Origin of the sequence: Kangsaoukella pontilimi (assembly GCF_009830125.1) — a bacterium.
Classification (GTDB): Bacteria; Pseudomonadota; Alphaproteobacteria; order Rhodobacterales; family Rhodobacteraceae; genus Kangsaoukella; species Kangsaoukella pontilimi.
On record NZ_WUPT01000002.1, the window covers coordinates 529,105 to 554,668 of the forward strand.

Sequence of the window (25,564 nt, forward strand, 5' to 3'; positions counted from 1 at the left end):
TCCTTTGACGGAAAACGCGGAGCGGCGCGCCCTGTTCCAATCACGGTTCCGGGCTAGGTCAGGTGCCATGGCTGCGTCTGTCCTGACATTCACCGATAGGGGCATCTATTGTCCGGCGGGCGATTTCCACATCGATCCGTGGCGTCCCGTCGACCGGGCGCTCATCACGCACGGCCACGCCGATCATGCGCGGTGGGGGATGAAACGCTATCTTGCGACCGAGGCCGCCGCTCCTGTCATGCGGCACAGGTTGGGCGACATCGCGCTTCAGACCACGCGCTATGGCGACGTGACCGAGATCGGCGGAGCGCGGGTCAGCTTTCATCCGGCCGGCCATGTGCCCGGTTCGGCGCAGATCCGGGTCGAGGTTGGCGGGGAGGTCTGGGTCGTCTCCGGCGATTACAAGGTGGTCGCGGACGGGGTGAGCGAGCCATTCGAGCCGGTCCCCTGCCACAGCTTCATTACCGAATGCACATTCGGGCTGCCCGTCTTCAAATGGGACCGGCCCGAGGACGTTGCGGCCGAGGTCAACGCCTGGTGGGCCGCCAACCGCGATGCCGGGCGCTTTTCGGTCTGCGGTGCCTATGCGCTTGGCAAGGCGCAGCGCATTCTGGCCCATCTCGACGCGTCTATCGGACCGATCCTGACGCATGGCGCCATCGAGAATACGAACGAGGTTCTGCGGGGGCAGGGGATCACGTTGCCAGAGACGGTGCGGGTGACACCTGACCTCGACGCCAAGGCCTATCCGGGCGCCTTCGTGCTGGCCACGCCTTCGGCGTTTGGCACCACATGGATGCGCCGGTTCCAGCCGGCTTCGACGGCCTTTGCCAGCGGTTGGATGGCGCTGCGCGGCGTGCGCCGCCGCCGTTCGGCGGATCGAGGCTTCGTCATGTCGGATCACGCCGACTGGGACGGTCTGAACAGCGCCATTGCCGCCACGGGCGCCGAACGGGTCTACGTGACCCACGGATACACAAGCGTCTTCCACCGCTGGCTGGAAGAGCAGGGCTATGATGCGGGCGTCGTCGAGACCGAATATGGCGGGGACGATGCCGAGGGCGAGGGCGAGATCTGAGTCCTGTCAGCGCTCTGCCTGAATAGGAATGCGCTTTCCACGATTTCGCGCGTCGAAACCCTGAGGATCATGCGCGCGAGCCGCTTGATTTCGATCAAGCACTATATATGCAAAAATGTGTATACTCTCATTGTTGCTGGGCGTTTTCGTCTGTCGATAAGGGGGGTAAGATGGCGAAGAATTTCTGGCCGATTGGGCAGCGAAGTGCCTTGTCGCGGTGCGCACCATTCGTCCTGCTCATGTCCTTGTCTGCCTGCGGTGGGAGCATCTCGGGTCTAGGCGAGTTTCTCGATTGCCTGGGCAGGCTCGGTATGTGCGGACCGCCGGCTTCGGGCACGGGCGGCTCTTCTGGCGGAGGTGGCGGTACCTCTTCTCCGCCACCGTCAGAGCCGGAAGACCCACCTGAGCCACCCCCACCCAGCACCGTAAGCCAACTCAACATCCTCGGCCTGAACGGAAAGGTGTACGAGACACCAATATATTTGAACAGCACCACAACGGTTGTCGCCAGAAGAAGCGACCGCGATAGCCCTACAAGCGTTTGGGCCTCCGAGTTCGGGGGGACCCTGCAAGTGGGAGGGTATCAGACGGAGGACCCCGCACTGACCGATGTGCTCGCAGTTCGAACGAGCGTTGGATACACGGCGCTATATGCGCGGAATTTCGAGATCAATCTAAGTCTCGCGGACCGCATCGACGAAGAAGGCGGGGCGACGGACACATTCGCGGGAACTCTCGCCTTCGAATACCAACAGGATGGAGTGTGGTCGCAATCCAGCGTGCCGATCAACGTCACGCTTTTTAATCTCGACGGACCGGAGGGACTTGGACCCGGCTATTCTACATATGCCTTCTGGACTGCCGAGTTCGAACCCTTTCTGGGAGAAGATGCATCGACGGTTTTTGGAGCGACCATCTTGGGTCGCTCGACGGGGCTTTACAACAACCCCGGCACCGGCTCGGCATCCTACAGCGGGCGCATGCAAGGCGAGTATTACGCCGCGGGAAGTGCCGCTGCCGCAGTCGACGGACAGGTGAACTTCACGCTCGACATTGCCGAGCAGACGATATCCGGGCGTGTCTCTTCCATACAGACTCCTAAGGGGCAGCTGAACGATATCGAGTTCGAGCCCCGCACCGGGTATCCGCCTCCTTCTCCGCCGCCCTATTGGCACACGCCTTACAACGGGCCTGCGGTAAGTGTTCCCGGTACAGGGGACGCCGGCGCGCCGGAGATGAACGGCTGGTATTCTATGCTGCCATACAGGCAGGACCAGTCCGAGATCGGTGGCGTTTTGTCCGTGACGGATCAGTCAAACCTGATGATCGGCGGCATGATCACCCGAAAGGAATAGCCGCGCCACCTGGCGGTTTGAGACCGGCGGGCAGCACCAAGCCAGTCGGGTGAATCGGATGGACAGAGTTCTCACGCGGCTTTCACCCCGGCCCCGTTTCCGCTAGAAGGCGGACAACCAGAAAACGAGGCACGACATGAGCAAACCGACGCCCGTGGTTCTTTGCATTCTCGACGGATGGGGGCTGCGTGAGGACACGACCGCGAACGCCCCGGCGCTGGCGGACACGCCCACCTATGACCGGATCATGGCGACCTGTCCTCATGCGACGCTGATCACCCATGGCCCTGATGTGGGGCTGCCGACCGGGCAGATGGGCAACTCGGAAGTGGGTCACACCAATATCGGCGCGGGACGGGTCGTTGCGATGGACCTCGGCCAGATCGACCTTGCGATCGAGGACGGCTCGTTCTTCGAAAACGCTGCGATCCTGGATTTCGCAGATAAAATGAAGGAAAGCGGCGGCACTGCGCATCTGATCGGGCTGGCCAGCCCGGGCGGCGTCCACAGCCATCAGGATCACATCGTTGCCGCCGCGAAGGCGCTGACCGACCAGGGCGTGCCGGTGGTGATCCATGCGATTACCGACGGCCGGGACGTGCCGCCGCAATCGGCAGCCGAGCAGGTGGCGAAGCTGGCCGCCGACCTGCCCGAGGGCGTGAAGATCGTCACCGTTTCGGGGCGGTACTATGCGATGGACCGAGACAACCGGTGGGAGCGCGTCAGCCGCGCCTTTGACGCGATGATCCACGGCAAGGGCGAAGGACGCGAGGGTGCCGTTGAAGGTATCCGCGCGAGCTATGACGCCGGGACGAATGACGAGTTCATCGAGCCTTTCGCCATCGGGGACTACGAGGGTGTCAGTGACGGCGACGGCATCTTCTTCATCAACTTCCGCGCCGACCGCGCTCGTGAGATCCTGCGCGCTGTCGGCGAGCCGGGATTCGAAGAATTCGACGCGGGCTCGCGACCCGATCTCGCAGCGCTTCTGGGCATGGTCGAGTATTCCGCCGACCACAACGCCTACATGACCACGGTCTTCCCCAAGCGTAAGCTGGTGAACACGCTGGGCGAATGGGTGGCGAAGCACGCGATGAAGCAATTCCGGCTGGCCGAGACCGAGAAGTACCCGCATGTCACGTTCTTCCTGAACGGGGGGAAGGAAAACCCGGAGGCGGGCGAGGATCGGAACATGCCGAAATCGCCCAAGGTGGCGACCTATGACATGCAGCCAGAGATGTCTTCGGTCGAGGTGACGGATCGTTTCGTCGAGGCGATCGAGGCGGGGTATGACCTGATCGTGACGAACTATGCCAATCCCGACATGGTGGGCCATACCGGCGATCTGGATGCCGCCATCGCCGCCTGCGAAGCTGTGGACCGTGGTCTGGCGCGGGTGGTCGAGGCGCTGGAGAAAGCGGGCGGCGCCATGGTGCTGACCGCCGATCACGGCAATTGTGAAACAATGGTCGATCCCGAGACGGGCGGGCCGCATACGGCGCATACGACCAATCTCGTGCCCGTGGCGGTCTTTGGAGCGCCTGAGGGCGCCTCGCTCGCCGACGGGCGCCTGGCCGATCTGGCGCCGACGCTGCTCGACCTTATGAACCTGCCCAAACCCGACGAGATGACCGGGGAAAGCCTGCTTCGGACATGAGGCCCACCGCGACGCTTGTTCTGTGCGCGCTATTGGCGTTTGCGCCTCCCGCTTGGGCCGAAGACGATGCCGCAAGCATCGCGCGGCGGGCGTCCGACCTTCTGAGTCAGGCTGCCCTGGCACTGAGCGAAGCAGAAGGGAGCGGCGCCGAAATCCGCGCCCTGACCGAGACCGTGCGCGCCTATGAGCTTGGTCTGACCGCGCTCCGGCAAGGCTTGCGTCAGGCGGCAGCGGAAGAGCGTCAGGTGCGCGAGCGGCTTGCCCCCAGGACGCGTGCGTTGTCCGACCTGACGGTGGTGCTCTACACGCAGGCGCGGCTCGGGACGGCGCGAACACTCGCCCATCCGGGCGGTGCGCTGGACCGGCTTCGCGCGGCCGGCGCTGCGTCGGCCATGGTGCCGGCGGTGGGCGAAGAGGTCGACGCGATGAGCGCCGACCTTGCCAGCATCGACGCGCTGGCGCAGCTTCAGCGGGCTGCGCTCCGGCAGCTTGAGGATGGGGCCGAAGGTATCCGCGAGGCGAGGACGGCGCTTGCCAACGCCATCGCCGAACGGGACGACCGGCCCGAGCCGCTGGCAACGGACACCGCCGCAATGGAGGCTCTCATCAATTCGACCGAGACCCTCTCGGCCTTCGCGGACACGCTGGTGGGCGGCGGTGAAGCGTCAGGTAATGATAGCGGATCGCTCTGGGAGCTTCCGGTCCGGGGGCAGGTTCGGCGCGGCTACAAAGAGCCAGACGCCGCCGGCGTGACGCGGCCTGGATGGGTGGTCGAGACGCCGCCGCTGGCGCTTGTGACGGCCCCCGCTTTGTCCACGATCCGGTTTGAGGGCACGCTTCCGGGACAGGGTCACGTGGTCATTCTGGAGCCCGCGCCGGGTAAAACCATGATTCTGGCGGGCCTTGGCGAGGTCTTCGTGGCACGCGGCGATATTGTTTCCGCGGGCGATCCAATCGGTCTCATGCCCGGCACCGAAGCGGATGCTAACCAGAATTTGATCGAAGATCCGCTTGCCGGTGGTCAACGCGGAACAGAAACGCTTTATATTGAAACAAGACGAGCTCAAGCCCCGATGGATCCGGCGGATCGTTTCCGCCGGAGCACGGAGGAAGGATAACGAATGAAAAGATTCATACTGGCTTCGCTGACCGGCGTGATGTTGGGCGCGGTTGTGACCACGCAGGTGGCCGGGCCGCTTCTGGCGCAGGACGCCGAGCGCCGTGCCTCGGTCTATGAGCAACTGGACCTCTTCGGGGACATCTTCGAGCGTATCCGCTCGCAATATGTCGAAGAGGTGGATGAGAGCGAACTGATCGAAGCCGCGATCAACGGGATGCTCACGTCGCTCGACCCGCATTCGTCCTACCTGTCGCCGGATGATGCCGCCGACATGCGCGTGCAGACCCGTGGCGAGTTCGGCGGGCTTGGCATCGAGGTCACGCAGGAAGAGGGCTTCGTGAAGGTCGTCTCGCCCATCGACGGCACCCCTGCCGACGAGGCCGGCATTGAGGCGGGCGACTTCATCACCCATGTGGACGGCGAGAGCGTTCTGGGCCTGGGACTGGACGAAGCGGTGGACATGATGCGCGGCCCGGTGGGCAGCGAGATCATCGTCACGGTCGTGCGTGAAGGCGAGCCCGAGCCCTTCGATGTCTCGATCATCCGCGACACGATCAAGCTGACCGCTGTGCGCTCGCGCATTCAGGGCGAGACGGTTGTCCTCCGGATCACGACCTTCAGCGACCAGACCTATCCCTCCATGGCCGAGCAACTGGCCGAGAAGGTGGAAGAGGCCGGCGGCATGGATAACGTCAACGGTTTTGTTCTGGACCTGCGTAACAACCCCGGCGGTCTGCTGACCCAGGCGATCCGCGTGTCGGACGCGTTTCTCGATGCGGGCGAAATCGTCTCGACCCGAGGCCGCGACCCGCAGGACGGCGACCGTTTCAACGCCGAGCCAGGCGATCTGGCCGAGGGCAAGCCGATCGTCGTTCTGATCAACGGCGGGTCGGCTTCGGCATCCGAAATCGTCGCTGGTGCGCTTCAGGACCACCGCCGGGCCATTGTCGTCGGTACCAAGTCCTTCGGCAAAGGGTCGGTCCAGACGGTCATGCCGCTTCGGGGCGACGGCGCGATGCGCCTGACCACCGCGCGTTACTACACGCCGTCGGGACGCTCGATCCAGGCGCTTGGCGTGTCGCCCGATATCGTGGTCGAGCAGCCGCCCCGCCGCGACGAGGCCGAGACCGAGGAGGAAGAGACGCGCCGTGGCCGGTTCGAGGCCGACCTGCGCGGCAGCCTTGGCAATGACAGCCTGACCGAGGACGAGCGCCGCCAGATCGAGGCGGACCGCGAAAAGGCCGAAGCCGCCGCCGAGCTGCGCGAGCAGGATTATCAGCTCGCCTATGCGATCGACATCCTGAAGGGACTTTCGGCACTCGGTCCGGAATACGCGGCCGCACTGGCGGCGCGGGCCGAGGCGAACTAAGCCGTCTCTTCGATCCGACACTCAGGCCCGCCGGCGACCACCCGGCGGGCCTTTCCGTTTTTCAGGTCTCTTTGTCCCGCTTGTGCGAGGTGACGCCGTCAAACGGGGGCAGCCAGCTTTCGCGACGCACGGCCCAAAGCTCGTAAGTGGGCCGGAAGGCGTCGGGTGTGTCGAGCGTGCCAAGATGGACTTCCACCTCGTTGTCGCTGACGGCAAAGACCGACGAGCCGCAATGCGGGCAGAAATGACGCCCTTGGTAGCTTTGCGTTTCGCCCGTGATCCGTACGGCATCCTTCGGGAAGATCGCGGAGGCATAGAACACAGCGCCGTGGTGTTTCCGGCAATCCAGGCAATGGCAAATTCCTGACCTGACCGGTGTGCCGGTTGTGGTCAGACGGACCTTGCCGCAGAGGCATCCGCCGTTTTGCTGCTCCATGGAATGCCCTCCTGCGTTTCCGCCGCCCGGCATATCCGAGCCGCCGACCTATGCAAAGCTCAACAGTTACCTCTACGGATTTGATGGTTTTACCTTCTGCCGCACAGGGCTAGGTAACGCGCCGAAGGAGACCGTTTCATGTCCGCAATTGTCCAGATCAAGGATGTCCGCAAAGCCTATGATGACGGGTTCGAGGCGCTGAAAGGCGTGAATCTGGATATCGAAGAGGGCGAAATCCTTGCGCTTCTCGGGCCGAACGGGGCGGGCAAGACCACGTTGATTTCGACGATCTGCGGCATCGTCAACCCGACTTCGGGGTCGATCACCGTGGGCGGCCATGACGTGGTGGAGGGTTACCGTGAGGCGCGCAAGCTGATCGGGCTTGTGCCGCAGGACATCAATCTGCAGCCGCTCGAATTCGTCATGAACAACGTGAACTTCTCGCGCGGACTGTTCGGCAAGCCCCGGAACGATGCCCTGACCGAGGAAGTTCTGCGTGACCTCTCGCTCTGGGACAAACGCAACAACCGCATCAACGAACTATCCGGTGGGATGAAGCGGCGTGTGCTCATCGCCAAGGCTCTGATCCACGAGCCGAGGGTACTATTCCTTGATGAGCCAACGGCGGGTGTGGACGTCGAGTTGCGCAAGGACATGTGGGCCGTGGTCGAACGGCTTCGCAAGGACGGGGTCACCATCATCCTGACGACCCATTACATCGAAGAGGCCGAGGCCATCGCGGACCGGATCGGCGTGATCAACAAGGGCGAAATTCTTCTGGTCGAAGAGAAAGAGGCGCTAATGCAGCGCCTTGGCCGGAAAGAGATGCGGATCGAATTGGCCGAAGGGGTCGAGCGTGTTCCAGGCGCCCTGTCCGGCTACGACCTGTCTCTCGAAGGAAATGGACACACGCTGGTTTATTCCTATGACACCCGCGGCGAGCGGACCGGCATCACCTCGCTTCTGAAGGACATGCAGGCGGCGGGGCTGGTCCTGAGAGATGTGCAGACGAGCCAGTCGTCGCTGGAAGAAATCTTCGTCAGCCTCGTGAAGGAAAACGCATGAACTGGTATGGCATCATCGCGATCTGGCGGTTCGAAATGGCGCGGTTCTTCCGCTCGCTCGTGCAATCCATTGTCTCGCCGGTTCTGTCCACGTCGCTCTATTTCGTGGTCTTCGGCGCGGCCATCGGCAGCCGGATCGACCAGATCGAGGGCGTCAGCTATGGCGCCTTCATCGTTCCGGGCCTGATCATGCTTACGGTGCTGCAGCAGTCGCTTCAGAACGCCAGCTTCGGTATCTATTTCCCCAAATTCATCGGCACGATCTTCGAGGTTCTGTCGGCGCCGCTCTCGGCCTTCGAGATCGTGGCTGGATATGTCGGCGCGGCAGCGCTCAAGGGGCTGATGATCGGTCTTATCATCCTCGCCACGTCGTTCTTCTTCGTGGACATCACCATTCAGCACCCGGTCTGGATGGTGGCGTTTCTTGTCCTGACCTGCATCTCCTTCGCGCTTCTGGGGTTCATCCTTGGCATCTGGGCCAAGACGTTCGAGCAGTTGAACCTTGTGCCGCTTCTCGTGGTGACGCCGCTCGTCTTTCTGGGCGGGTCGTTCTACTCGATCTCGATGCTGCCGCCCTTCTGGCAGACGGTGTCACTGTTCAACCCGGTGCTTTACCTGGTCTCGGGGTTCCGCTGGTCGTTCTTCGGCATGTCTGACGTGCCAGTCGCAGCAAGCCTTGCGGCGATAACGATCTTCACGCTGGCCTGTTTCGCGGTGGTCTGGTGGATCTTCCGGACCGGCTATCGGCTGAAGGCCTGACTGCGCATACGCTGAAGAGAACCTGTCTTGGAAAGCTCCATCGCATTTGTCCGGCTGACGGAGATCGACCCGGCCGAGATCGTCGCCCATATGTCTGACCCGCGCGTGGCCGAGCATATGCCGCTTCTGACCTTCGCGTGGACTGAAGAGACCGTTGAGGGTTTCGTTGCCGCCAAGGAAGCCTGCTGGGCGCGCGACGGTCTGGGCCACTGGGCCATCCTGCATGACGGCCAGTATGTCGGCTGGGGCGGCTTTCAGAAGGAGGGCGACGAGTGGGATTTCGGTCTGGTTCTGACGCATGACGCTTTCGGTCTGGGGCGGAAGATCACGCGCAAGGCACTGGACATCGCAATTGCCGACGAGCGTATCCCCTTCGTGACGTTTCTTCTGCCGCCGTCCCGGAAGAACCTCGGTGCGCTAAACCGGTTGGGCGCACAGCCGCTCGGTAAAATCGAGTATGACGGTGAGACGTTCCTGAAGTTCCGTCTGGATACCTGAGGCGCGCCGGCTTTGCGTTAAATGCGCGGGGCGTCTGGCAGAGCCCGCGGGGCAACATTTCCGAGATCAGCGCGTCGGCCACCTTGTTGACCGGCGCTGGTCGGCCTACATCGCACGGCATGAAGCGTTTCATCCCTTTCGTCAAATCGCCTCCCGTCGTCTCGGTCGTCCGCCTTCAGGGCATGATCGCCGCGCAGGGCCGTGGCGCGACGTTGAACGACGCGGGGCTGGCCGGCATGCTGCAGAAGGCCTTCACCAAGGGAAAGCCCAAGGCGGTGGCGCTTGCCATCAATTCGCCCGGAGGCAGCCCCAGCCAATCATCTCTCATCGCCGCCCGCATCCGCAGGCTGGCAGAAGAGAAAGAGGTCAAGGTCTATGCCTTTGTCGAGGACGTGGCAGCTTCGGGTGGCTACTACATCGCCTCGGCAGCCGACGAGATCTGGGTGGACCATCACTCGATCGTCGGCTCAATCGGCGTGATCTCGGCGGGGTTCGGGCTGGATCAGTTTATCGAACGTCACGGGATCGAGCGGCGGGTCTACACGGCGGGAAAGTCGAAAAGCCTGCTCGACCCGTTCCGACCGGAAAAGCCAGAGGATGTCGCCCGGCTGAAGGATCTTCAGGAGCATATCCACACCGCCTTCATCGACCATGTGAAGGCGCGACGCGGCGACAAGCTGACCATCGGGACCGAGCTGTTCGACGGAAGCGTCTGGGTCGGCGGTCAGGCAATCGACACGGGGCTGGTGGATGGCGTCGGGCATCTGGTGCCGAAGATGAAAGAGATATTCGGCAAGGATGTCGCTTTGAGAGCCTATCAGCAGCGCAAGCCGCTTCTGGCACGGTTCGGCGCGGATTTCGCAGCCGATGTCATGGCCGAAGCCGAGGCGCGTGCCGCCTTTGCGCGGTTCGGGGTCTGAGCCGCGCATGCTGTCCAAGATCGTCATTCTGTTTCTGGTCTTCATTGCCGTCCTCGGCATGTTCGGCAAACTGAGCCTGCTTCTGCCGAAGAGTGCACGGCGGCTCACGACGTCGCGCTGCAAGAACTGCGGGCGCTTCCGGATCGGCAAGGATCCCTGTCCTTGCGGGAAGGCCTGAGCGCATGGAATTCCTTTTCGCCAGTATCGGCCTTGTCATCCTTCTGCTGGCCGGGGACCTTCTGGTGCGGGGTGCGGTCAACTCGGCGCTGCGCCTGGGTATCCCTGCTCTGATCGTCAGCCTGACAATCGTGGCGTTCGGTACCTCGGCGCCCGAATTGCTCATCTCGATCAAGGCCATCAAGGACAATGCGCCGGGACTGGCCCTCGGGAATGTCGTCGGCTCGAACACTGCAAATATTCTGCTTGTGCTCGGGGTGCCCGCACTCATGGCCGGTCTCGCCACGTCGAAATGCGATAGCCGCAAGAGTTATGTGACTATGCTGGGCGTGACGGTCGTCTTCATCGTGGGCGCTTTTCTGGGACCGATCACGTGGGTCCACGGCGCGGTGTTCCTCGGTATTCTGGCCGTCATCCTTGGTGATCAGGCGCGCGAGGCGCTGGCCCATCGCCGCGAGGTGCGTGCCTTGGAAGCGAGCGAGCGCGTCGAAATCCAGGAAGAAGAGCTCGAGGGCGTCGATCCCGAGATGCGCTGGTGGAAGATTTCGCTTTTTCTCGTTTTGGGTCTGATCGGGCTTCCGCTTGGGGCCGATATCCTTGTCGACAGCTCGCTGGTGATCGCAAAGCGCTATGGCGTGTCAGACGCGGTGATCGGGCTGACGCTGGTGGCCGTCGGCACGTCGCTTCCCGAACTTGCGACGACGGTGATGGCGGCGCTGCGCAAACAGGCTGATGTGGCGCTTGGCAACGTGATCGGGTCGAACATGTTCAACCTGCTGGCAATCATCGGGATCGCCAGCCTGTTCGGGACCATCCCGGTCGAGCGCGGCTTCCTTGTCTTCGACCTCTGGGTCATGCTCGGTGCGGCAGTGATCCTTGCCCCGTTCGTGTTCTCGAAAACGCTGAACATGACGCGCTTCTGGGGATTTGTGCTGACGGCGCTCTATATCGGGTATGTCTATTGGTTGGTGGTGAGCGGCGGATGACGGAACGGGCACTCGTAACAGGCGCAGGGGCGCGGCTTGGACGGGCCATGGCGCTTTATCTGGCAGAGCGCGGTCATGATGTGGCGGTGCATTACAACAGCTCGTCCGAGGGCGCCGAAGAGGTGGCCAGCCTGATCCGGGACATGGGCCGGAACGCCGTGACGGTGCAGGCGGACCTTCTGGACGAGGATGCGACACAGGGCCTTGTCGGTCGGGCGTCCGAAGCGCTTGGCGGTCCGCTGACCGTGCTGGTCAACTCTGCCTCGATCTTCGAATACGACAATATCGAAACGTCAACGCGCGAAAGTTGGGACCGGCATCTCGAGTCCAACCTCCGCGCCCCCTTCGTATTGACCCAGCATTTCGCCAGGGCTGTCCCCGACCCCGAGATTGAAGGCGAGTGGAACGAGCCGACGGCGCGCGGGCTGATCGTCAACATGATCGACCAGCGCGTGCGCAAGCTGACGCCCGAGTTCATGACCTACACGATCGCCAAGATGGGGCTCTGGGCGCTGACGCGGACATCCGCACAGGCGCTGGCGCCGCGTGTTCGTGTCAACGCGATCGGTCCCGGACCCACGATGCAGGGCGCGCGGCAGTCCGAAGAGCACTTTGCAAAGCAGCGCGCCGCCACCGTGATGCGCCGCGGTGCAGGGCCGTCTGACATCACTCATGCGCTTGGATATTTCCTCGATGCACCCGCCGTGACGGGCCAACTTCTCTGCATCGACGGGGGTCAGCATCTCGGCTGGAAAACGCCTGATGTTCTGGGCGTCGAGTGACTTAGGGACTGGACAATTCCGATCCCGGCGAAAGTTGTGCACGGCCAGATTCGGGTGTCACATTTCTGTTAGGAAATCTTTAATGTTTTCAGTGTTTTGCCGCTAACAGAAAAAAATATATAATGAAATCAACGCACTACAGAATTGACTAAAAATTAAGCAATCCCGAGAACCCACCTGAAACCAACAAGAATTTTCGGGGTGCAGAAACTTGTCCCGAAGGTTATCCACAGATCTGGTGGACAGGTTTCCTCTTGAGCAGGGACGTGGCTTTGTGCAGCCACTCCGAGAATCACACCGGGGCAGCGCGACAGCCATGACCAAGACCGGCCACGAGGTCATTCAGACCTTCCTCAAGACGCTCTCGTCGAGCCCGGGCGTGTACCGGATGCTCGATGAAAAGGGTGCGGTCTTGTATGTCGGGAAGGCGCGCAATCTGAAGGCGCGGGTGTCGAGCTATGCCCGTCCGACCGGCCACACCCCCCGGATCGCACGGATGATTGCGGACACCGCGTCGATGATGGTGCTGACGACCCGGACCGAGGCCGAGGCGCTGCTTCTGGAGCAGAACCTGATCAAGCAGCTGAAGCCGCGCTACAACGTTCTTCTGCGCGATGACAAGTCGTTCCCGAATATCCTCGTCTCGAAAGAGCACGGCTTCCCCCAGATCAAGAAGCACCGGGGCGCGAAGAAGGAGAAGGGCGACTATTACGGCCCGTTCGCCAGTGCGGGTGCGGTCAACCGCACTCTGAACCAGTTGCAGAAGGTGTTCCTGCTCCGGAACTGTTCGGACTCGACGTTTGAAAGCCGGACACGGCCCTGCCTGCTCTATCAGATCAAGCGCTGCTCGGCGCCTTGTGTCGGATATATCTCGGAACAGGACTACGGCGCGCTGGTGGCGGATGCCGAGCGGTTTCTGAGGGGACGTACCACACGTGTGCAAGAGACGCTGGCGGCCGAGATGCAGGCGGCGTCCGACGCGATGGAGTTTGAGCGGGCGGCGGCGCTGAGAGACCGGCTGAAGGCGCTGACCTTCGTGCAGTCGAGCCAGACGGTGAACCCGGCAGGCGTGGCCGAGGCGGATGTCGTGGCGCTGCATATGGAGGGGGGACAGGCCTGCGTTCAGGTCTTCTTCATCCGGGCCAACCAGAACTGGGGAAACAAGGATTTCTATCCGCGCACCGGCGCGGGCGCGGACGCGGCCGAGGTGATGCAGGCCTTCCTGGCGCAGTTCTACGACACGAAAGAGCCACCGCGGCAGTTGCTTCTGTCGGACCCGGTCGAAGATGCCGATCTGCTGAGCGAGGCCTTGTCCGAGAAGGCAGGACGCAAGGTCGAGATCCTGGTGCCGCAGCGGGGCGAGAAGCGTGAGCTGGTGGCGCAGGCGCTGAGAAACGCACGAGAAAGCCTGGCGCGGCGCATGTCGGAAAGTGCGACGCAGGGCAAGCTCTTGGCCGGGCTGGCCGAGGCCTTCGATCTGGACGGCCCGCCGCGACGGATCGAAGTTTATGACAACAGCCATATTCAAGGCGCACATGCGGTGGGCGCGATGATCGTGGCGGGGCCGGAGGGTTTCGTCAAAAGCCAGTATCGGAAGTTCAATATCAAGGGCGACGACCTGACCCCAGGCGACGATTTCGGGATGATGAAAGAGGTACTGACTAGGCGTTTCAAGCGGCTCCTGAAGGAAGACCCGGACCGGCAGGGCGAGACATGGCCCGACCTCCTGCTGATCGACGGCGGGCAGGGGCAGGTCAGCGCGGTACACGAAATCCTGCGTGAATTGGGTGTCGAGGACGTGCCGATGGTGGGTGTCGCCAAGGGTGTCGACCGCGATCACGGCAAGGAGGAGTTCCACCGGATGGGCCAGCAGCCCTTTGCCCTGCGGCGAGGAGATCCGGTCCTTTACTTCGTGCAGCGGATGCGGGACGAGGCGCACCGCTTCGCCATCGGCGCGCATAGGGCGAAACGCTCAAAGGCGGTAGGCGCGACGCCTCTCGACGAGGTGCCGGGCGTGGGCGCGTCGCGCAAACGCGCGCTTCTGGAGCATTTCGGTTCGGCCAAGGCAGTGAGCCGCGCGGCGCTTTCCGACCTGAAGGCGGTGGAAGGGATTTCCGACGCGCTGGCAGAGACGATCTACGGCTTTTTTCACGACAGGGGCTGATCCGGCGGCGCGCGCTGGCGCGCGCACGTGATCATCGCAAACGCTGCGCGTTCGCGGTTGACGACAGGTCGTCTATTTTTGCGCCATTGGTCCGAGCAGCAATGGGCGACGCGCCTCGCGCTCTCCGGATAATTGCGAACAGGCGAATGACAGGGGCGTCTTTTGGGGTAGTCTTGGCTTAGGACCAACATGTCGGAGGGGAGCGATGGCGAGCTTCAAGGCGAAACTGGCGGATGGCGAGGCGCGGCTGACCGCCCATATCTGCACGATACCCTCGGCCACAGTCACTCAGGCGATGGTGGCGGCGGGGGCGGATGCCGTGATCATCGACCTCGAACATGGCGCGGTCGACTATGGCTCGGCTCATGCGATGATTGCTGCGACAGCGCGGTCAGGTTGTGCGGCCCTGGTGCGCATTGCCGAGAACGAGGACTGGCAGGTCAAGCGCGCGCTCGACCTGGGGGCCGAGGGGATATGCTTTCCGTTGATCCGGACGGCGGAAGATGCGGCGCGGGCGGTGGCGTCGCTTCGGTATCCGCCGTCTGGTGCGCGTGGCTTCGGGCCGTTCCTTGCCCATAGCTTCGAGGGTGTGAGCCTGATGGACTACCGCGCGACGGTGGACGAGAGCCGGGTCTGCATGCTGCTGATCGAGACCCGCGAAGCGGTCGAAAATATCGAGGAGATCTGCAAGGTTCCGGGGATCGACATCCTTGTGCCGGCATTCTTCGATCTGTCCACGGCCTATGGTGTCTCCGGGCAGTTCGATCATCCGGACGTGGTGGCGGCGACGGCGCGGATCGAGGCTGCGGCCAGTGAGGCCGGGTTACCGCTTGGCGGGCCGGCTTTGAGCAAGGCGCAGGCGGACGCGCTGTTCGCGCGGGGCTACAGGGTGATTGCGGGGTTCGACATTCTGTTCCTGAAGGCGGCAGTGGCAGAGGCGCAGGGCTGGACAGCCGGATAGGAGTGGTCCTCAGCCAGCCAACACCGAGACCGTCATGCCCGCATAGATCGCGAGGCTGCCCAAAAGGACGAAGATGTGCCAGATCGCCATGTGATGCGGCAGGCGGTCCCAGACGTAGAAGATAACGCCGGTCGTGTAGAGCCCGCCACCCGCCGCGATCAGAGCCACGGCAGGCACCGGCAGGCTGGCGAAGACGCCCCAGCCGAGGACGCCGCCGACCCAGCCCATGCCTAGATAAAGCGTCAGGCCGATCCGTCGGAAGCCGTAAGGGGCGAAGAGTTTCAGGCCGACACCGGCCGCCGCCACTGTCCAGAGCAGCGCCACGAGCCATAGATGGTCCCCCGCGATCAGCGCGAATGCGGTGAATGTGCCGGCGATCTTCAGATAAATGGCCGAATGATCCAGCCGCTTCAAAAGCCACTCCCAGTCCGGGTGCGGCATCATGTTGTAGAGTGCCGAGCAGAGGATCATCGCCAGAAAGCAAGCGCCGTAGATTGACGACGCGACCACGGCATAGCCGCGCCCGTCCACGAGGACCGACAGCACGATCAGCACGGGCACCGCGCTTGTCACCAGAGCGAGGCCCAGAACATGGACGACCGCGTCCGAGATATACTCGGCACGGGTGTATTTCAGGCGTATGGGCAATCTCTCGAACATGACCGACACGTATCGTAACTTGGTTAACGCTGCGTGACGCAAGCGCTCTTTACCTTTTTACTGCCCCTTTTACTTAGACCTCAGCGAGAGTATCTCCATCACATGACCTGGACGGTGCCCAATATCCTGACCCTGCTCCGGCTGCTTGCCGCGCCCGGTGTCGTGGTCATGTTCCTGTATTTCGACCGTCCCTGGGCGGATTGGTTTGCGCTTTTGCTGTTTGTCTCGGCGGCTATTACCGATTTCGTCGACGGCTATCTTGCGCGGGCCTGGAAACAAGAGACCAAGCTGGGCGCCATGCTGGACCCGATTGCCGACAAGGCGATGGTGGTGATCGCCTTCCTTGTCATTGTGGCGCTGAACAGCGACCGGCGTTACGGGATGGACCCGTGGATCCTGTTACCCGCCACGCTGATCGTATTCCGCGAGGTGTTCGTCTCGGGCCTTCGCGAGTTTCTGGGCGATACGGCGGGGACGCTGAAGGTCACGAAGCTCGCCAAGTGGAAGACGACGGTTCAGATGGTGGCCATCGCGGTGCTGTTTTCCACCGGTGTCTTCGAGCATATGTATATCGAGCGGTCGATCGGCATGGACCGGGATATCGTGGCCGAGATCATGTCGGGTGGCGACGACCCGGTGGGCCTCCGCCTGTTGTCGAACCTGTACTGGTGGTTCTGGTGGTTGGGTGTCGGTCTTCTCTGGATTGCAGCGGCACTGACGGCGATCACCGGCTGGGATTATCTCCGCAAGGCCATGCCGTATCTCAGGGATGAGCCATGATCGACGTTCTTTATTTCGCTTGGCTGCGCGAGCGGATCGGTGCCCCGAAAGAGCGGATCGAAACCGACGCCGCCACGGTGGCCGATCTGGTCGAAGAGTTGAAGGCGCGGAGCGAAGCCCACGCGCTGGCTTTTTCCGATATTTCGGCTGTACGCGTGGCTGTCGATCAGGACCTGACCGAGTTCACCGCGTCTCTGACGGGCGTGCGGGAAGTGGCTTTCTTTCCACCTATGACGGGCGGATGAGCGTTCGGGTTCAGGCCGAGCCCTTCGACATGGGCGCGGAGGTTGAGGCGTTCACAGCCTCGGCAGCCGGTGCCGGTGCGGTCGTGACCTTTTCAGGGCTGGTGCGCGATGAGGGTGGAACGCTCAGCTCTATGGAGATCGAGCATTATCCCGGGATGACCGAGCGGGCGCTGCAAAAGATCCATGACGAGGCTGTCGCGCGCTTTTCGCTGGATGGGGCGATGATCATTCATCGCTATGGCGCGCTTCGGCCCAACGAGCAGATCATGATGGTTGCCACCGCCGCGCGGCACCGCGCCGATGCCTTTGCAGGGGCCGAGTTCCTGATGGATTACCTGAAAAGCCGCGCGCCTTTCTGGAAGAAGGAAACAGGGGCGGATGGAACGTCCTGGGTTGCTGCCAAGGACGAAGACGAGGCGGCGCTCGACCGCTGGTAGAGCGGGCGTTTTCGCTGCCTCAACACAAAGCCGCAATCGGCGGTATTGCACTGCAAGATACCTCCGGCGCGCGGCATTCCCGCCCTGTTTTCCGTCTCTTTACCCTTTGGAAACGCTTTCTAAAGGGACAGAAAATGAAGCACGTTCTCCTACTGACCACTGCAGCGATTGCGCTCTCTGCTTGCGACACCATCGCGTCGTCGGATGCGCTTGAAGAAAACGGCCTCACCACGGCGGCCTCGGTCTATACGCCGACCTATGCCAGTGGCTCGGAAGGTCCGCAGAACGCGGATGTCGTCTACAGCAATACGCCGGGCGACGGTCTGGTCGGCTGCATGGGTTTTCGGACGGCACGGTGACGTCGGTACGGGTGCGTATCGCCGATGATGAATCGAGTGCGTTCCTCTCGGTCAACGGTGGCGCAGAAATCGAGTTCGACACACCGGAAGAAGGTGGTTGGAGCGGTCCGGCGGGCTTCCTGTTTGCCCAAGTAAGCGGCTTCTACGAGAACCGTGTCAATCTTTACTCTGAAAGCAGCTATGCCGGCGGCTACTACGGTCAGCAGACCGCGCCCGAAGACCTTCTGACGGGAGACGTCAATTTCTTCGCTTACGTGGAGTTTTCCGGTGAGATGATGGAAGGCGGCTACGACATGAACCTCACCATGGCGTTCGAGAGCAACAGCATCTCGGGCTCCATCGAAGGTGGATTTGCGGACTACAGCGACGAGGAAGCGCCTGGTGGAAGCTTCTCCGGCGATGTGACCGGTGAAATGGCAGGCAGCTTCTTCGCGATGTCCTCGGATATCGCGGGCGAGGGCGTGACCGGCAACCTCGGCTTCCTGGGCGCCTTCTATGATAACGGCACCTATATCGGTGGTGGCGGTGCCGGTACCATCAACGGCCAGACAGTTGGTGGTGAGTTCACCGGCTGGGAAGAGGAGTTCTTCGAAGAAGGCCCTCTCTGATCAGCTGATCCTGCTGCGCGCCTCGATGGACGAGGCGCGCGCTGCATAAGGTGCTGCACCTCTTTCACGGGCGGCTTCTGATCGCTGCGCGCGAACTTCGAGAATCCGAGAGCCCCGGCCAAGGAGCCGGGGTTTTCATTTTTGACACCTCTTTTTCGTACCGGAGCCTGTCACCGTAAGACCTGATTTCATGGGTCTTAGGCGCTTTCATCCTGCTCAAGGCGCCGGAAGTCATCAGGAGAAGAAGAAAAGTATCTCTTAAAAACAGTCTCTTACAAAATTTCTGTGAACACTGTTCAAGAAATGGATTGACGGAATCGGGCGGCGTTCGTATCTGTTGTGAACATTGTTCACGAAAAGGAGAACGACAATGTCACTCAAAGCTCTGATCGCCGCGACCGCCGCTGCCGCTACGCTCGCCTTTACCGTCACCCCCGCTGCCGCCGGCCCCAGCGGCCAGCACTCGGCGCAGTCGGTCGAACATGCCGGCGCGTCTGCCGGGCACGGCTCGGCGGCTTCGGCTCATGGCTCGACCGCCGTCGCCTCGGGCGCTTCGGTTGCCGTTGCGGTGCCGGTCCTGGCCGCCGGTTCGGTCATCGCCGTCACGGGGATTGCGCTCGAAGAAGTGGGCGAGGGCGTCCTGCTTCTGGGCAGCGACATGGCGACCGCCGGTAGCCGTGTGCAGGCGACCGAGCCCGTGATCCTGCCCGATCACGCGCCGCGTCTGGACTAACGGAACCAAAAGGGGAGACCTGCCATGAAACGTCTTATCGCACTTGCGTTCGCAGCCATGATCACGCTCCTGCCGTCCTTCGCGGCGGCAGGCAGCAGCGAGGCCGGGGAGGCGATCCTCCCCGCTCACGAAGTCGCTGCCTTTTCCAACAAGGTGCAGCAGGAACTGGCCGCCAAGGGCGCGCGGGTCGCCATCGTGGCCCGCACCGGGCGCGACCCTGCGGACCTGCCCGATGGCATCCGCTATACCCATGTTGCCTACTGGGTCTATTCCCACATCACGCTGGAGAATGGCGAAAAGGGTTTCGGCTACCGCGCCTACAACCTTTACCAGACCTCAGAGGATCTGACCGTCAGCAAGCTGGTGCAGGACTCGCCCGCCGACTTCTTTGCCGGCGCTTACAAGCTGGACGCGGGTATCATCATCCCCGACGAACGGCTTCAGGACAAACTCCTGGCGACAATCGCCAGCCCGAGCTACGCCAAGCTCCATAACGCGAATTACTCGGTTCTGGCCAACCCCGCTGATCCACGGTTTCAAAACTGCACGGAACATACTCTCGACGTCCTGATGGCCAGCCTTTACGGCACGGACAACCGGATGAAGATCAAGGCCAATATCGCCGCGCATTTCACGCCGCAGCAGATCGAGATTGGCGGCTTCAAGAGGATGCTGGCCCCGGTCGCCTCGGGTGACCTCAGGACCTCGGATCACGGGTCGGATGTGGGCACGGCGACCTTCAGCACGATCGGCCGGTTCATGGTGAAGTACGACCTTGCCGACGATGTCTTCGCCGTGACGCCGTCGGGAAAATACCGGCTCTAGTCTGACAAGACCTGACTGCAGGGGCGGCGTGTCGCGAGACGCGCCGCCTCAGCCGTTGCGCGGCTTGGCGCGCAGCGTCGGGTCGGCGACGGTGGGGTCTTCGGGCCAGGGGTGTTTCGGATAGCGGCCCCGCATGTCCTTCCGCACATCGGTATAGGACGACGCCCAGAAACCGGGCAGGTCCATCGTCGTCTGCAGCGGGCGCCCGGCGGGGGAAAGAAGCGTGACGCGGAGCGGGCGCCCGGCGACCGTGGGGTGGCGCGTCTCTCCGAACATCTCCTGCAGGCGAAGAGCGATGTTGGGCGTCTCGTCGTCATAGTCGATTGCGATCCGGCGTCCGAGCGGGGTGATGTAATGCGCCGGCGCCTCGCGGTCGAGCATCTGGGTTTCTTCCCAGGACAGCATCGCCTGAAGCGCGGGCAAGACGTTGAACCCGGCCCAGTCCTGCGCGCTTCGTAGCCCGCCGATATAGGGCGCAAGCCAATCGTCCAGCCCGTCGATCAGCGCCTCGTCGGACATGTCCGGCAGGGCGTGGCCAGCAGCTCTGACCAATGCGACCCGCTTCCGGAAGAGATCCGCCGCTTTCGTGAAGCGCAGCCCCAGTGCACGCACGCCGTCCAGCATAGCGCGGGCCATGGCGTCCTCTGGGGCGTTTTCCCACCGTTTCGACGACAGGACGAGCGCGCCGAGCCGTTCCTCTTCAACCGCCTCGACACGTCCCGCGCGGCCGGACCAGCGGACGGTGTGTTCCGTGGCGATCCGGTCTGCCAGCGCGTCGCGGAGCGCGCTTTCGGAGATTGGGAGGCAGAGCCGGATCAGCGCCTCGCGCGGGTGGCCGTCGGTGTCCGCCACGACCAGAAGCCGCGACCCGGCCAGGGGATCGTCAGGATCCATCCGCGCGCCCTTGCCGTTCGACAACTGCCAACGGGGATCGCTGCCCGGACGCCGAAGCGCGACGCGGTCTGGGTAGGCATGGGCAAGGTGGGTGGCGGGATCGGCGGGCCCCCTGTCACGCGCGGTTTTCCCCAGCCGCTTCGCCTCGGCGCGGATGCGGTCTAGTGCGGGTGCGCGATCACGACCGCGAAGCGCCTTCAGTCGTGTGTCGAGGTCGGCGCCGGCGCCGCGCAGCGGATCGCGCTCGGACAGAAGCGCGGCGAGGGGTGCGGCGTCGCCGCCGCCCAGGGCCAGCATGTGCGCCAGACGAGGGTGAACCGGCATTCGCGCGATCTCGCGCCCATGCGGCGAAAGCGTTCCCTCCGGCGTCAGGGCGCCAAGGTCCATCAACAACTCCCGTGCCCGGATCAGAGCGCCTTCGGGCGGCGGGGTCAGGAATGGCAGGTCGTCGCTGCCCCATTCGGCAAGGTCCAGCGCCAGCGGCGTGAGGTCGGCGGCGGCGATCTCGGGCGGCGGAAAGGCGGCGAGCGCCCCGTCCTCGCCACGGGTCCAGAGGCGGAGGCACAGCCCCGGCGCGACACGACCGGCCCGTCCGCGCCGTTGGTCGGCCTCGGCACGGGTTACGCGCTCGGTCACCAGCCGCGACATGCCCGAGCCGGGATCGAAACGGGCGCGGCGTGCAAGGCCGCCGTCGATCACCACCCGCACATCGGGGATCGTGAGAGAGGTCTCGGCAATGGAGGTCGCCAGCACCACGCGCCGCCCATTGCCGGGGGTCACCGCCTTGCGTTGCTCCGCCATCGGCAAGGAGCCATAGAGCGGCAGGCAGGGAATATCTTCGATCTTGCCTGACAGTCGCGCCTGAGTGTCGCGGATTTCGCGTTCTCCGGGGAGAAAGACCAGGACCGAGCCCTCGGTTTCCTTCAGTAGCGGCGGCAGGTGCAGGGCCACAAGGTCAGGCAGGCGGGTGTCGCGTCCGGCGGGCGTCTCGAGCCAGCGCGTCTCGACGGGGTAGGAGACGCCTTCCGACGTTATAACGGGCGCATCTCCCATGAGCGCGGCCACCGGCTCGGCGTCGAGCGTGGCGGACATGACCAGCAGAATCAGGTCGGGCCGGAGTGCCGCGCGGATTTCCAGCGTGAGGCCAAGGCCGAGGTCTGCGTTGAGCGAGCGTTCGTGGAATTCGTCGAAGAGGACCGCACCAATGCCGTCGAGGGTCGGGTCGCTCTGGATCATGCGGGTCAGCACACCTTCGGTGACGACCTCGATCCGGGTGGCCTCCGAGACGCGGGTTTCCCCGCGCATCCGGTAACCCACTGTCCGGCCGATTTCTTCGCCCAGCAGGTCGGCCATCCGGTGGGCCGCGCCGCGTGCGGCAAGGCGGCGAGGCTCAAGCATCACGATCCGGCCAGTGACCAGACCGGCGTCGAGAAGGGCGAGCGGGACACGAGTCGTCTTGCCCGCACCGGGCGGCGCCTGAAGCACGGCCTGTCCCGCCCGGCCAAGGGCGTCGAGCAGGGACGGAAGCGCGTCTTCTATCGGCAGGCGGTCGGACATGGCGTGGTTATCGCAGGCGCGGTTATCGGACGAAAGGCCCACTGGACAGTGCCCCGGCTCCGCGCCAAGGTCCGGCCCGCATGGTGCAGGATGTCGACATACTGGCCGCCCGCGTCCGGGACGGCGACCGCCGCGCGCTGGCTCGTGCGATCACGCTTGTCGAAAGCGGGCGCGCGGACCATCGGGCGGACGCAAACGCGCTTCTGGAAAAGCTGGCCGATCCGTCGCGGCAAGCGCTTCGCATCGGTCTGTCGGGGACGCCCGGCGTCGGAAAGTCGACCTTTATCGAGGCGTTCGGGCTGAAACTGACAGACGCGGGCAAGAGGGTCGCGGTTCTGGCCGTCGATCCGTCTTCGGCGCGGACAGGCGGCTCGATCCTTGGCGACAAGACTCGGATGGAGCAGCTTTCCCGCGCGCCGGGCGCCTTCATCCGCCCGTCCCCCAGCCAGAGCGAGCTGGGCGGTGTCGCCCGGCGGACCCGCGACGCCATTGCGCTCTGCGAGGCGGCGGGGTTCGACATCGTGCTGATCGAGACGGTGGGCGTGGGGCAATCCGAGACCATCGTGGCGGATATGTCCGACCTCTTTGTGCTGCTCCTTGCGCCCGCGGGCGGGGACGAATTGCAGGGAGTCAAACGCGGGATCATGGAGATCGCGGACCTCATCCTGATCAACAAGGCCGACGGTGCGCTGCGCGAGACGGCGATCCGGACAGCGGCGGACTATGCCGGTGCGCTGAGACTGATGCGCGCGCGGGAAGGCGATGCGCCGGGCTTTCCGAAGGCGATGATCGTCTCGGCCGTTGAAGGGTCGGGGTTGGACGAGGCATGGGACGCCATGACCGAGCTGGCCGAGTATCGCCGTGCCTCGGGCTTCTGGGATGCGCGGCGTGCGCGTCAGGCGCGGGGCTGGTTCGCGGACGAGGTCAGAAAGGGTCTTCTCAGGCGGCTTCAGGCCGATCCCGAGGCCGAAGCGGCAATGGAGGCTCTGGCGGAAGAGGTTGCGGTCGGCAAGCGCGCGCCGGGTGCCGCCGCGGTCGAGGTTCTCGACGTGCTGACCCGCGATGAGAGGGCTTGACGCCTGACAGGACCTCCCCTAAACCGCGCGGACGGATTCTGGGGCAGGGCCGATGGCGCTGCCCGTTTGTATTGTCGGGGACCAACCCCCGGACTGAACACGCAAGATCGAGGACGAAACGATGTCGCGCCGCTGCGAACTGACCGGAAAAGGCCCGATGACTGGCAACAATGTCAGCCACGCCAACAACAAGACCAAGCGCCGCTTCCTGCCGAACCTGACGGAAACCGCGCTGATGTCCGAAACGCTCGGCCGCACCTTCCGTCTGAAGGTGTCGTCGGCGGCGCTGCGCACGGTGGATCACCGTGGCGGCCTGGACACCTTCCTTCTGAAGGCGAAGGATGCCGAACTTTCGGCCAACGCGCTGAAAATCAAAAAAGAAATCGTGAAGGCTCAGGCAGCAGCCTGACGCCACAAGTCACGACGAGGGAACGGGAAACGGCCCTGCCACTGGCGGGGCCTTTTCTTTTGCGCTTCAGCCCGTCCGGGAGCCGCCCAACATGTTGTCCACCCAGACGGGGACGGTCTCGCTGGCCGGTCCCACGATATGGGAATCGAACTGCCCGCCGATGTCTGTGGTCTCAAGATTGATCTCGACCGTTTCGGCGCCCGCCTCGCGGGCAAGGTCCACGAATCCCGCCGCCGGATAGACCTGACCGCTGGTACCGATCGCCGCGAAGAGATCTGCGTCGAGCAGGCGGTCGTGAATCAGCTCCATGTGCTGGGGCATTTCTCCGAACCAGACCACATCCGGCCTTGTGGCTGGTCGCGCACACTCGGGGCAGGAATCATTCGGCGTCATCACTTGCGGTGCGGGCCAAGTGGCAGCACAGGCATGGCACCGCGCGGTAAAAAGCGATCCGTGCATGTGAATAGCGGTGGCGCCGGCGCGTTCGTGCAGGTCGTCCACGTTCTGGGTGATCAGGGTCACATCGTCGGGTCGGGTCCGTATTAGCCGCGCGAGCGCATCATGTGCAGCGTTTGGGACGGCACCTGCCGCATTGGAGCGCCGTGCATTGTAGAACTGATGGACAAGCGCCGGGTTGCGCGCAAACCCCTCGGGTGTCGCCACCTCGTTCAGGTCGTATTTCGTCCAAAGCCCGTCCTTGTCGCGAAAGGTACCGAGCCCGCTTTCCGCAGAGACGCCAGCACCGGTGAGGATCACGATTTTCATGCGTTCCGTCCTTTGACTGGCCTTGTTTAGTGCACTTGAATGTCAGCCCATCCGACAGTCTTGTATTATTGCTTCTGTGCTGTTGTTGAGAAGGGTGATCCCATGTCGCGTGTTCTGTTCGTGTGCCTCGGCAATATCTGCCGGTCTCCGACCGCCGAGGCGGTGTTCCGCGTCATCGCGCCAGAGGTCGAGGCGGACAGTGCCGGGACGGGGGACTGGCATATTGGTCACCCGCCCCATCCGCCAGCGATCCGAGCGGCTGAGGCGCGCGGCTTTCCCATGTCGGACCTTAGGGCGCGGCAGTTCACTGTGGACGATTTCGACGCGTTCGACCTGATCGTGGCCATGGACCGGCAGAACCTGTCCGATATCGAGCGTCTGCGGCCATCCGGGAATGCCACGCCGGTCCGGCTGATGCTGGACTATCTGCCCGATGCCCCCACTTCCGAGGTGCCCGACCCATATTACACGGGCGATTTCGACGAGGCGCTCGATCTTATCACGGGCGCGGCCCGTCACTTGAGGGCCGCGCTTCAGTTTCGGGACGCCGACTAGCTTCTGCAGAAGGTCTCGGCGGTCTGGCCAAAGTTCCGGTAGCGCTTCCAGAAGGCCTCATCATTCCGGCTATCGGATTGCCGGACTTCCTGTGCGCGATGCGGATCGGCAAAGAACGTGGCCGCGCGCCGCTGGTCGCGTGCGGTCAGTGTCAGGTTGGCCGCGTCCTGAATGCAGCCGCAAAGCGCGCGGTTGCCCTGAGCCCTGTCGGAATTCAGACAGGCGCGCTCGATCTGTGCTGCGAAGAGCGGATTTGCGAGAATGGCCGCCAAGACGGCGGTCGCTGCTGCGATACGATACATATGTTACCCCAATACTGCATCCGGCGCGTTATT

The 25,564-nt window shown here is 63.4% G+C and carries 29 protein-coding genes; 24 read left to right on the forward strand and 5 right to left on the reverse strand.

Features of this window, described 5'->3' with window-relative positions:
* Positions 1-67: 67 nt before the first annotated feature.
* The 5 genes from GQ651_RS12070 to GQ651_RS12090 all read left to right on the forward strand — a co-directional run bounded on the left by GQ651_RS12070 (position 68) and on the right by GQ651_RS12090 (position 6,579).
* Positions 68-1,078 carry a ligase-associated DNA damage response exonuclease gene (locus tag GQ651_RS12070; RefSeq protein ID WP_160764500.1) on the forward strand — a complete coding sequence of 337 codons (1,011 nt, stop codon included), beginning with the start codon at positions 68-70 and terminating at the stop codon, positions 1,076-1,078.
* Positions 1,079-1,650: 572 nt separating this feature from the next.
* Complete coding sequence (locus GQ651_RS12075) at positions 1,651-2,433, forward strand: hypothetical protein (protein ID WP_160764501.1); 783 nt, start codon at positions 1,651-1,653, stop codon at positions 2,431-2,433.
* Between the two features lie 136 nt (positions 2,434-2,569).
* Positions 2,570-4,090: a 2,3-bisphosphoglycerate-independent phosphoglycerate mutase gene (gpmI, locus tag GQ651_RS12080; RefSeq protein ID WP_160764502.1), complete on the forward strand. Its 1,521-nt coding sequence runs from the start codon at positions 2,570-2,572 to the stop codon at positions 4,088-4,090.
* Positions 4,087-5,208, forward strand: coding sequence for a murein hydrolase activator EnvC family protein (locus tag GQ651_RS12085; protein WP_160764503.1), 1,122 nt, complete (start codon positions 4,087-4,089; stop codon positions 5,206-5,208). Before gpmI ends, GQ651_RS12085 begins: the two co-directional genes overlap by 4 nt.
* Before the next feature lie 3 nt (positions 5,209-5,211).
* Complete coding sequence (locus GQ651_RS12090; protein WP_160764504.1) at positions 5,212-6,579, forward strand: S41 family peptidase; 1,368 nt, start codon at positions 5,212-5,214, stop codon at positions 6,577-6,579.
* A 61-nt stretch (positions 6,580-6,640) separates the two neighbouring features.
* Here GQ651_RS12090 and GQ651_RS12095 read toward each other — a convergent pair whose 3' ends face one another.
* Positions 6,641-7,015 carry a GFA family protein gene (locus GQ651_RS12095; protein WP_160764505.1) on the reverse strand — a complete coding sequence of 125 codons (375 nt, stop codon included), beginning with the start codon at positions 7,013-7,015 and terminating at the stop codon, positions 6,641-6,643.
* A gap of 138 nt (positions 7,016-7,153) precedes the next feature.
* Between GQ651_RS12095 and GQ651_RS12100 the strand changes: the two genes are divergently transcribed.
* The 9 genes from GQ651_RS12100 to GQ651_RS12135 all read left to right on the forward strand — a co-directional run bounded on the left by GQ651_RS12100 (position 7,154) and on the right by GQ651_RS12135 (position 15,326).
* Positions 7,154-8,080 (forward strand): ABC transporter ATP-binding protein, encoded by a 927-nt coding sequence (locus GQ651_RS12100; protein ID WP_160764506.1) that lies wholly within the window; start codon positions 7,154-7,156, stop codon positions 8,078-8,080.
* On the forward strand, positions 8,077-8,838 hold the full coding sequence (locus GQ651_RS12105) for an ABC transporter permease (protein WP_160764507.1): 762 nt from the start codon (positions 8,077-8,079) through the stop codon (positions 8,836-8,838). The genes GQ651_RS12100 and GQ651_RS12105 overlap by 4 nt, the downstream gene beginning before the upstream one ends.
* Before the next feature lie 27 nt (positions 8,839-8,865).
* Complete coding sequence (locus GQ651_RS12110; RefSeq protein ID WP_160764508.1) at positions 8,866-9,336, forward strand: GNAT family N-acetyltransferase; 471 nt, start codon at positions 8,866-8,868, stop codon at positions 9,334-9,336.
* 119 nt (positions 9,337-9,455) lie between these two features.
* Positions 9,456-10,256, forward strand: coding sequence for a S49 family peptidase (locus tag GQ651_RS12115; RefSeq protein WP_160764509.1), 801 nt, complete (start codon positions 9,456-9,458; stop codon positions 10,254-10,256).
* A gap of 7 nt (positions 10,257-10,263) precedes the next feature.
* A complete protein-coding gene (locus GQ651_RS18745; protein WP_227258156.1) occupies positions 10,264-10,434 on the forward strand; it encodes a hypothetical protein in 171 nt (56 codons plus the stop codon).
* Positions 10,435-10,438: 4 nt separating this feature from the next.
* Positions 10,439-11,419: a calcium/sodium antiporter gene (locus tag GQ651_RS12120; RefSeq protein ID WP_160764510.1), complete on the forward strand. Its 981-nt coding sequence runs from the start codon at positions 10,439-10,441 to the stop codon at positions 11,417-11,419.
* Positions 11,416-12,201 carry an SDR family oxidoreductase gene (locus GQ651_RS12125; RefSeq protein WP_160764511.1) on the forward strand — a complete coding sequence of 262 codons (786 nt, stop codon included), beginning with the start codon at positions 11,416-11,418 and terminating at the stop codon, positions 12,199-12,201. Before GQ651_RS12120 ends, GQ651_RS12125 begins: the two co-directional genes overlap by 4 nt.
* A gap of 316 nt (positions 12,202-12,517) precedes the next feature.
* Entirely contained in the window at positions 12,518-14,365 is a 1,848-nt protein-coding gene (uvrC, locus tag GQ651_RS12130) for an excinuclease ABC subunit UvrC (RefSeq protein ID WP_160764512.1), read from the forward strand.
* A 205-nt stretch (positions 14,366-14,570) separates the two neighbouring features.
* A complete protein-coding gene (locus tag GQ651_RS12135) occupies positions 14,571-15,326 on the forward strand; it encodes an HpcH/HpaI aldolase family protein (protein WP_160764513.1) in 756 nt (251 codons plus the stop codon).
* Positions 15,327-15,335: 9 nt separating this feature from the next.
* On the opposite strand, the gene trhA is transcribed toward GQ651_RS12135, so the two are convergent.
* Positions 15,336-15,986, reverse strand: coding sequence for a PAQR family membrane homeostasis protein TrhA (trhA, locus tag GQ651_RS12140; RefSeq protein WP_160764514.1), 651 nt, complete (start codon positions 15,984-15,986; stop codon positions 15,336-15,338).
* Positions 15,987-16,088: 102 nt separating this feature from the next.
* On the opposite strand from trhA, the gene pgsA reads away from it, so the two are divergent.
* The 7 genes from pgsA to GQ651_RS12175 all read left to right on the forward strand — a co-directional run bounded on the left by pgsA (position 16,089) and on the right by GQ651_RS12175 (position 19,973).
* A complete protein-coding gene (pgsA, locus tag GQ651_RS12145; RefSeq protein WP_160764515.1) occupies positions 16,089-16,766 on the forward strand; it encodes a CDP-diacylglycerol--glycerol-3-phosphate 3-phosphatidyltransferase in 678 nt (225 codons plus the stop codon).
* Positions 16,763-17,011: a molybdopterin converting factor subunit 1 gene (moaD, locus tag GQ651_RS12150; RefSeq protein ID WP_160764516.1), complete on the forward strand. Its 249-nt coding sequence runs from the start codon at positions 16,763-16,765 to the stop codon at positions 17,009-17,011. The genes pgsA and moaD overlap by 4 nt, the downstream gene beginning before the upstream one ends.
* Positions 17,008-17,448, forward strand: coding sequence for a molybdenum cofactor biosynthesis protein MoaE (locus GQ651_RS12155; RefSeq protein ID WP_160764517.1), 441 nt, complete (start codon positions 17,008-17,010; stop codon positions 17,446-17,448). The genes moaD and GQ651_RS12155 overlap by 4 nt, the downstream gene beginning before the upstream one ends.
* A 134-nt stretch (positions 17,449-17,582) precedes the next feature.
* Positions 17,583-17,807: a hypothetical protein gene (locus GQ651_RS12160; protein ID WP_160764518.1), complete on the forward strand. Its 225-nt coding sequence runs from the start codon at positions 17,583-17,585 to the stop codon at positions 17,805-17,807.
* 11 nt (positions 17,808-17,818) lie between these two features.
* Positions 17,819-18,415, forward strand: a complete 597-nt coding sequence (locus tag GQ651_RS12165; protein ID WP_160764519.1) for a hypothetical protein — start codon at positions 17,819-17,821, stop codon at positions 18,413-18,415.
* Positions 18,416-18,785: 370 nt separating this feature from the next.
* Entirely contained in the window at positions 18,786-19,148 is a 363-nt protein-coding gene (locus GQ651_RS12170; protein ID WP_160764520.1) for a hypothetical protein, read from the forward strand.
* Positions 19,149-19,172: 24 nt separating this feature from the next.
* Positions 19,173-19,973: a DUF2145 domain-containing protein gene (locus GQ651_RS12175; RefSeq protein WP_160764521.1), complete on the forward strand. Its 801-nt coding sequence runs from the start codon at positions 19,173-19,175 to the stop codon at positions 19,971-19,973.
* 48 nt (positions 19,974-20,021) lie between these two features.
* Here GQ651_RS12175 and hrpB read toward each other — a convergent pair whose 3' ends face one another.
* Positions 20,022-22,424, reverse strand: coding sequence for an ATP-dependent helicase HrpB (gene hrpB, locus GQ651_RS12180; protein WP_160764522.1), 2,403 nt, complete (start codon positions 22,422-22,424; stop codon positions 20,022-20,024).
* A gap of 80 nt (positions 22,425-22,504) precedes the next feature.
* Here hrpB and meaB point away from each other — a divergent pair, with 80 nt between their 5' ends.
* Together meaB and rpmB are read left to right on the forward strand one after the other, a co-directional pair.
* On the forward strand, positions 22,505-23,500 hold the full coding sequence (gene meaB, locus GQ651_RS12185) for a methylmalonyl Co-A mutase-associated GTPase MeaB (RefSeq protein WP_160764523.1): 996 nt from the start codon (positions 22,505-22,507) through the stop codon (positions 23,498-23,500).
* A gap of 121 nt (positions 23,501-23,621) precedes the next feature.
* Positions 23,622-23,909 carry a 50S ribosomal protein L28 gene (gene rpmB / locus GQ651_RS12190; RefSeq protein ID WP_160764524.1) on the forward strand — a complete coding sequence of 96 codons (288 nt, stop codon included), beginning with the start codon at positions 23,622-23,624 and terminating at the stop codon, positions 23,907-23,909.
* A gap of 66 nt (positions 23,910-23,975) precedes the next feature.
* Here rpmB and GQ651_RS12195 read toward each other — a convergent pair whose 3' ends face one another.
* A complete protein-coding gene (locus GQ651_RS12195; RefSeq protein ID WP_160764525.1) occupies positions 23,976-24,674 on the reverse strand; it encodes an NAD-dependent deacylase in 699 nt (232 codons plus the stop codon).
* Between the two features lie 102 nt (positions 24,675-24,776).
* Between GQ651_RS12195 and GQ651_RS12200 the strand changes: the two genes are divergently transcribed.
* Positions 24,777-25,229: a low molecular weight protein-tyrosine-phosphatase gene (locus tag GQ651_RS12200; RefSeq protein WP_160764526.1), complete on the forward strand. Its 453-nt coding sequence runs from the start codon at positions 24,777-24,779 to the stop codon at positions 25,227-25,229.
* Here the strand turns inward: GQ651_RS12200 and GQ651_RS12205 are convergent.
* Positions 25,226-25,531, reverse strand: coding sequence for a hypothetical protein (locus GQ651_RS12205; protein ID WP_160764527.1), 306 nt, complete (start codon positions 25,529-25,531; stop codon positions 25,226-25,228). The genes GQ651_RS12200 and GQ651_RS12205 overlap by 4 nt on opposite strands.
* Positions 25,532-25,564: the final 33 nt, after the last annotated feature.

Excerpts from the sequence above, each read along its gene's own strand:
- GQ651_RS12070 (WP_160764500.1), top strand. The coding sequence starts at position 68 with ATGGCTGCGTCTGTCCTGACATTCACCGATAGGGGCATCTATTGTCCG.
- gpmI (WP_160764502.1), top strand. The coding sequence starts at position 2,570 with ATGAGCAAACCGACGCCCGTGGTTCTTTGCATTCTCGACGGATGGGGG.
- GQ651_RS12085 (WP_160764503.1), top strand. The coding sequence starts at position 4,087 with ATGAGGCCCACCGCGACGCTTGTTCTGTGCGCGCTATTGGCGTTTGCG.
- GQ651_RS12090 (WP_160764504.1), top strand. The coding sequence starts at position 5,212 with ATGAAAAGATTCATACTGGCTTCGCTGACCGGCGTGATGTTGGGCGCG.
- GQ651_RS12095 (WP_160764505.1), bottom strand. The coding sequence starts at position 7,015 with ATGGAGCAGCAAAACGGCGGATGCCTCTGCGGCAAGGTCCGTCTGACC.
- GQ651_RS12100 (WP_160764506.1), top strand. The coding sequence starts at position 7,154 with ATGTCCGCAATTGTCCAGATCAAGGATGTCCGCAAAGCCTATGATGAC.
- GQ651_RS12105 (WP_160764507.1), top strand. The coding sequence starts at position 8,077 with ATGAACTGGTATGGCATCATCGCGATCTGGCGGTTCGAAATGGCGCGG.
- GQ651_RS12115 (WP_160764509.1), top strand. The coding sequence starts at position 9,456 with ATGAAGCGTTTCATCCCTTTCGTCAAATCGCCTCCCGTCGTCTCGGTC.
- GQ651_RS18745 (WP_227258156.1), top strand. The coding sequence starts at position 10,264 with ATGCTGTCCAAGATCGTCATTCTGTTTCTGGTCTTCATTGCCGTCCTC.
- GQ651_RS12120 (WP_160764510.1), top strand. The coding sequence starts at position 10,439 with ATGGAATTCCTTTTCGCCAGTATCGGCCTTGTCATCCTTCTGCTGGCC.
- GQ651_RS12125 (WP_160764511.1), top strand. The coding sequence starts at position 11,416 with ATGACGGAACGGGCACTCGTAACAGGCGCAGGGGCGCGGCTTGGACGG.
- uvrC (WP_160764512.1), top strand. The coding sequence starts at position 12,518 with ATGACCAAGACCGGCCACGAGGTCATTCAGACCTTCCTCAAGACGCTC.
- GQ651_RS12135 (WP_160764513.1), top strand. The coding sequence starts at position 14,571 with ATGGCGAGCTTCAAGGCGAAACTGGCGGATGGCGAGGCGCGGCTGACC.
- trhA (WP_160764514.1), bottom strand. The coding sequence starts at position 15,986 with ATGTTCGAGAGATTGCCCATACGCCTGAAATACACCCGTGCCGAGTAT.
- pgsA (WP_160764515.1), top strand. The coding sequence starts at position 16,089 with ATGACCTGGACGGTGCCCAATATCCTGACCCTGCTCCGGCTGCTTGCC.
- moaD (WP_160764516.1), top strand. The coding sequence starts at position 16,763 with ATGATCGACGTTCTTTATTTCGCTTGGCTGCGCGAGCGGATCGGTGCC.
- GQ651_RS12155 (WP_160764517.1), top strand. The coding sequence starts at position 17,008 with ATGAGCGTTCGGGTTCAGGCCGAGCCCTTCGACATGGGCGCGGAGGTT.
- GQ651_RS12160 (WP_160764518.1), top strand. The coding sequence starts at position 17,583 with ATGAAGCACGTTCTCCTACTGACCACTGCAGCGATTGCGCTCTCTGCT.
- GQ651_RS12170 (WP_160764520.1), top strand. The coding sequence starts at position 18,786 with ATGTCACTCAAAGCTCTGATCGCCGCGACCGCCGCTGCCGCTACGCTC.
- GQ651_RS12175 (WP_160764521.1), top strand. The coding sequence starts at position 19,173 with ATGAAACGTCTTATCGCACTTGCGTTCGCAGCCATGATCACGCTCCTG.
- hrpB (WP_160764522.1), bottom strand. The coding sequence starts at position 22,424 with ATGTCCGACCGCCTGCCGATAGAAGACGCGCTTCCGTCCCTGCTCGAC.
- meaB (WP_160764523.1), top strand. The coding sequence starts at position 22,505 with ATGGTGCAGGATGTCGACATACTGGCCGCCCGCGTCCGGGACGGCGAC.
- rpmB (WP_160764524.1), top strand. The coding sequence starts at position 23,622 with ATGTCGCGCCGCTGCGAACTGACCGGAAAAGGCCCGATGACTGGCAAC.
- GQ651_RS12195 (WP_160764525.1), bottom strand. The coding sequence starts at position 24,674 with ATGAAAATCGTGATCCTCACCGGTGCTGGCGTCTCTGCGGAAAGCGGG.
- GQ651_RS12200 (WP_160764526.1), top strand. The coding sequence starts at position 24,777 with ATGTCGCGTGTTCTGTTCGTGTGCCTCGGCAATATCTGCCGGTCTCCG.
- GQ651_RS12205 (WP_160764527.1), bottom strand. The coding sequence starts at position 25,531 with ATGTATCGTATCGCAGCAGCGACCGCCGTCTTGGCGGCCATTCTCGCA.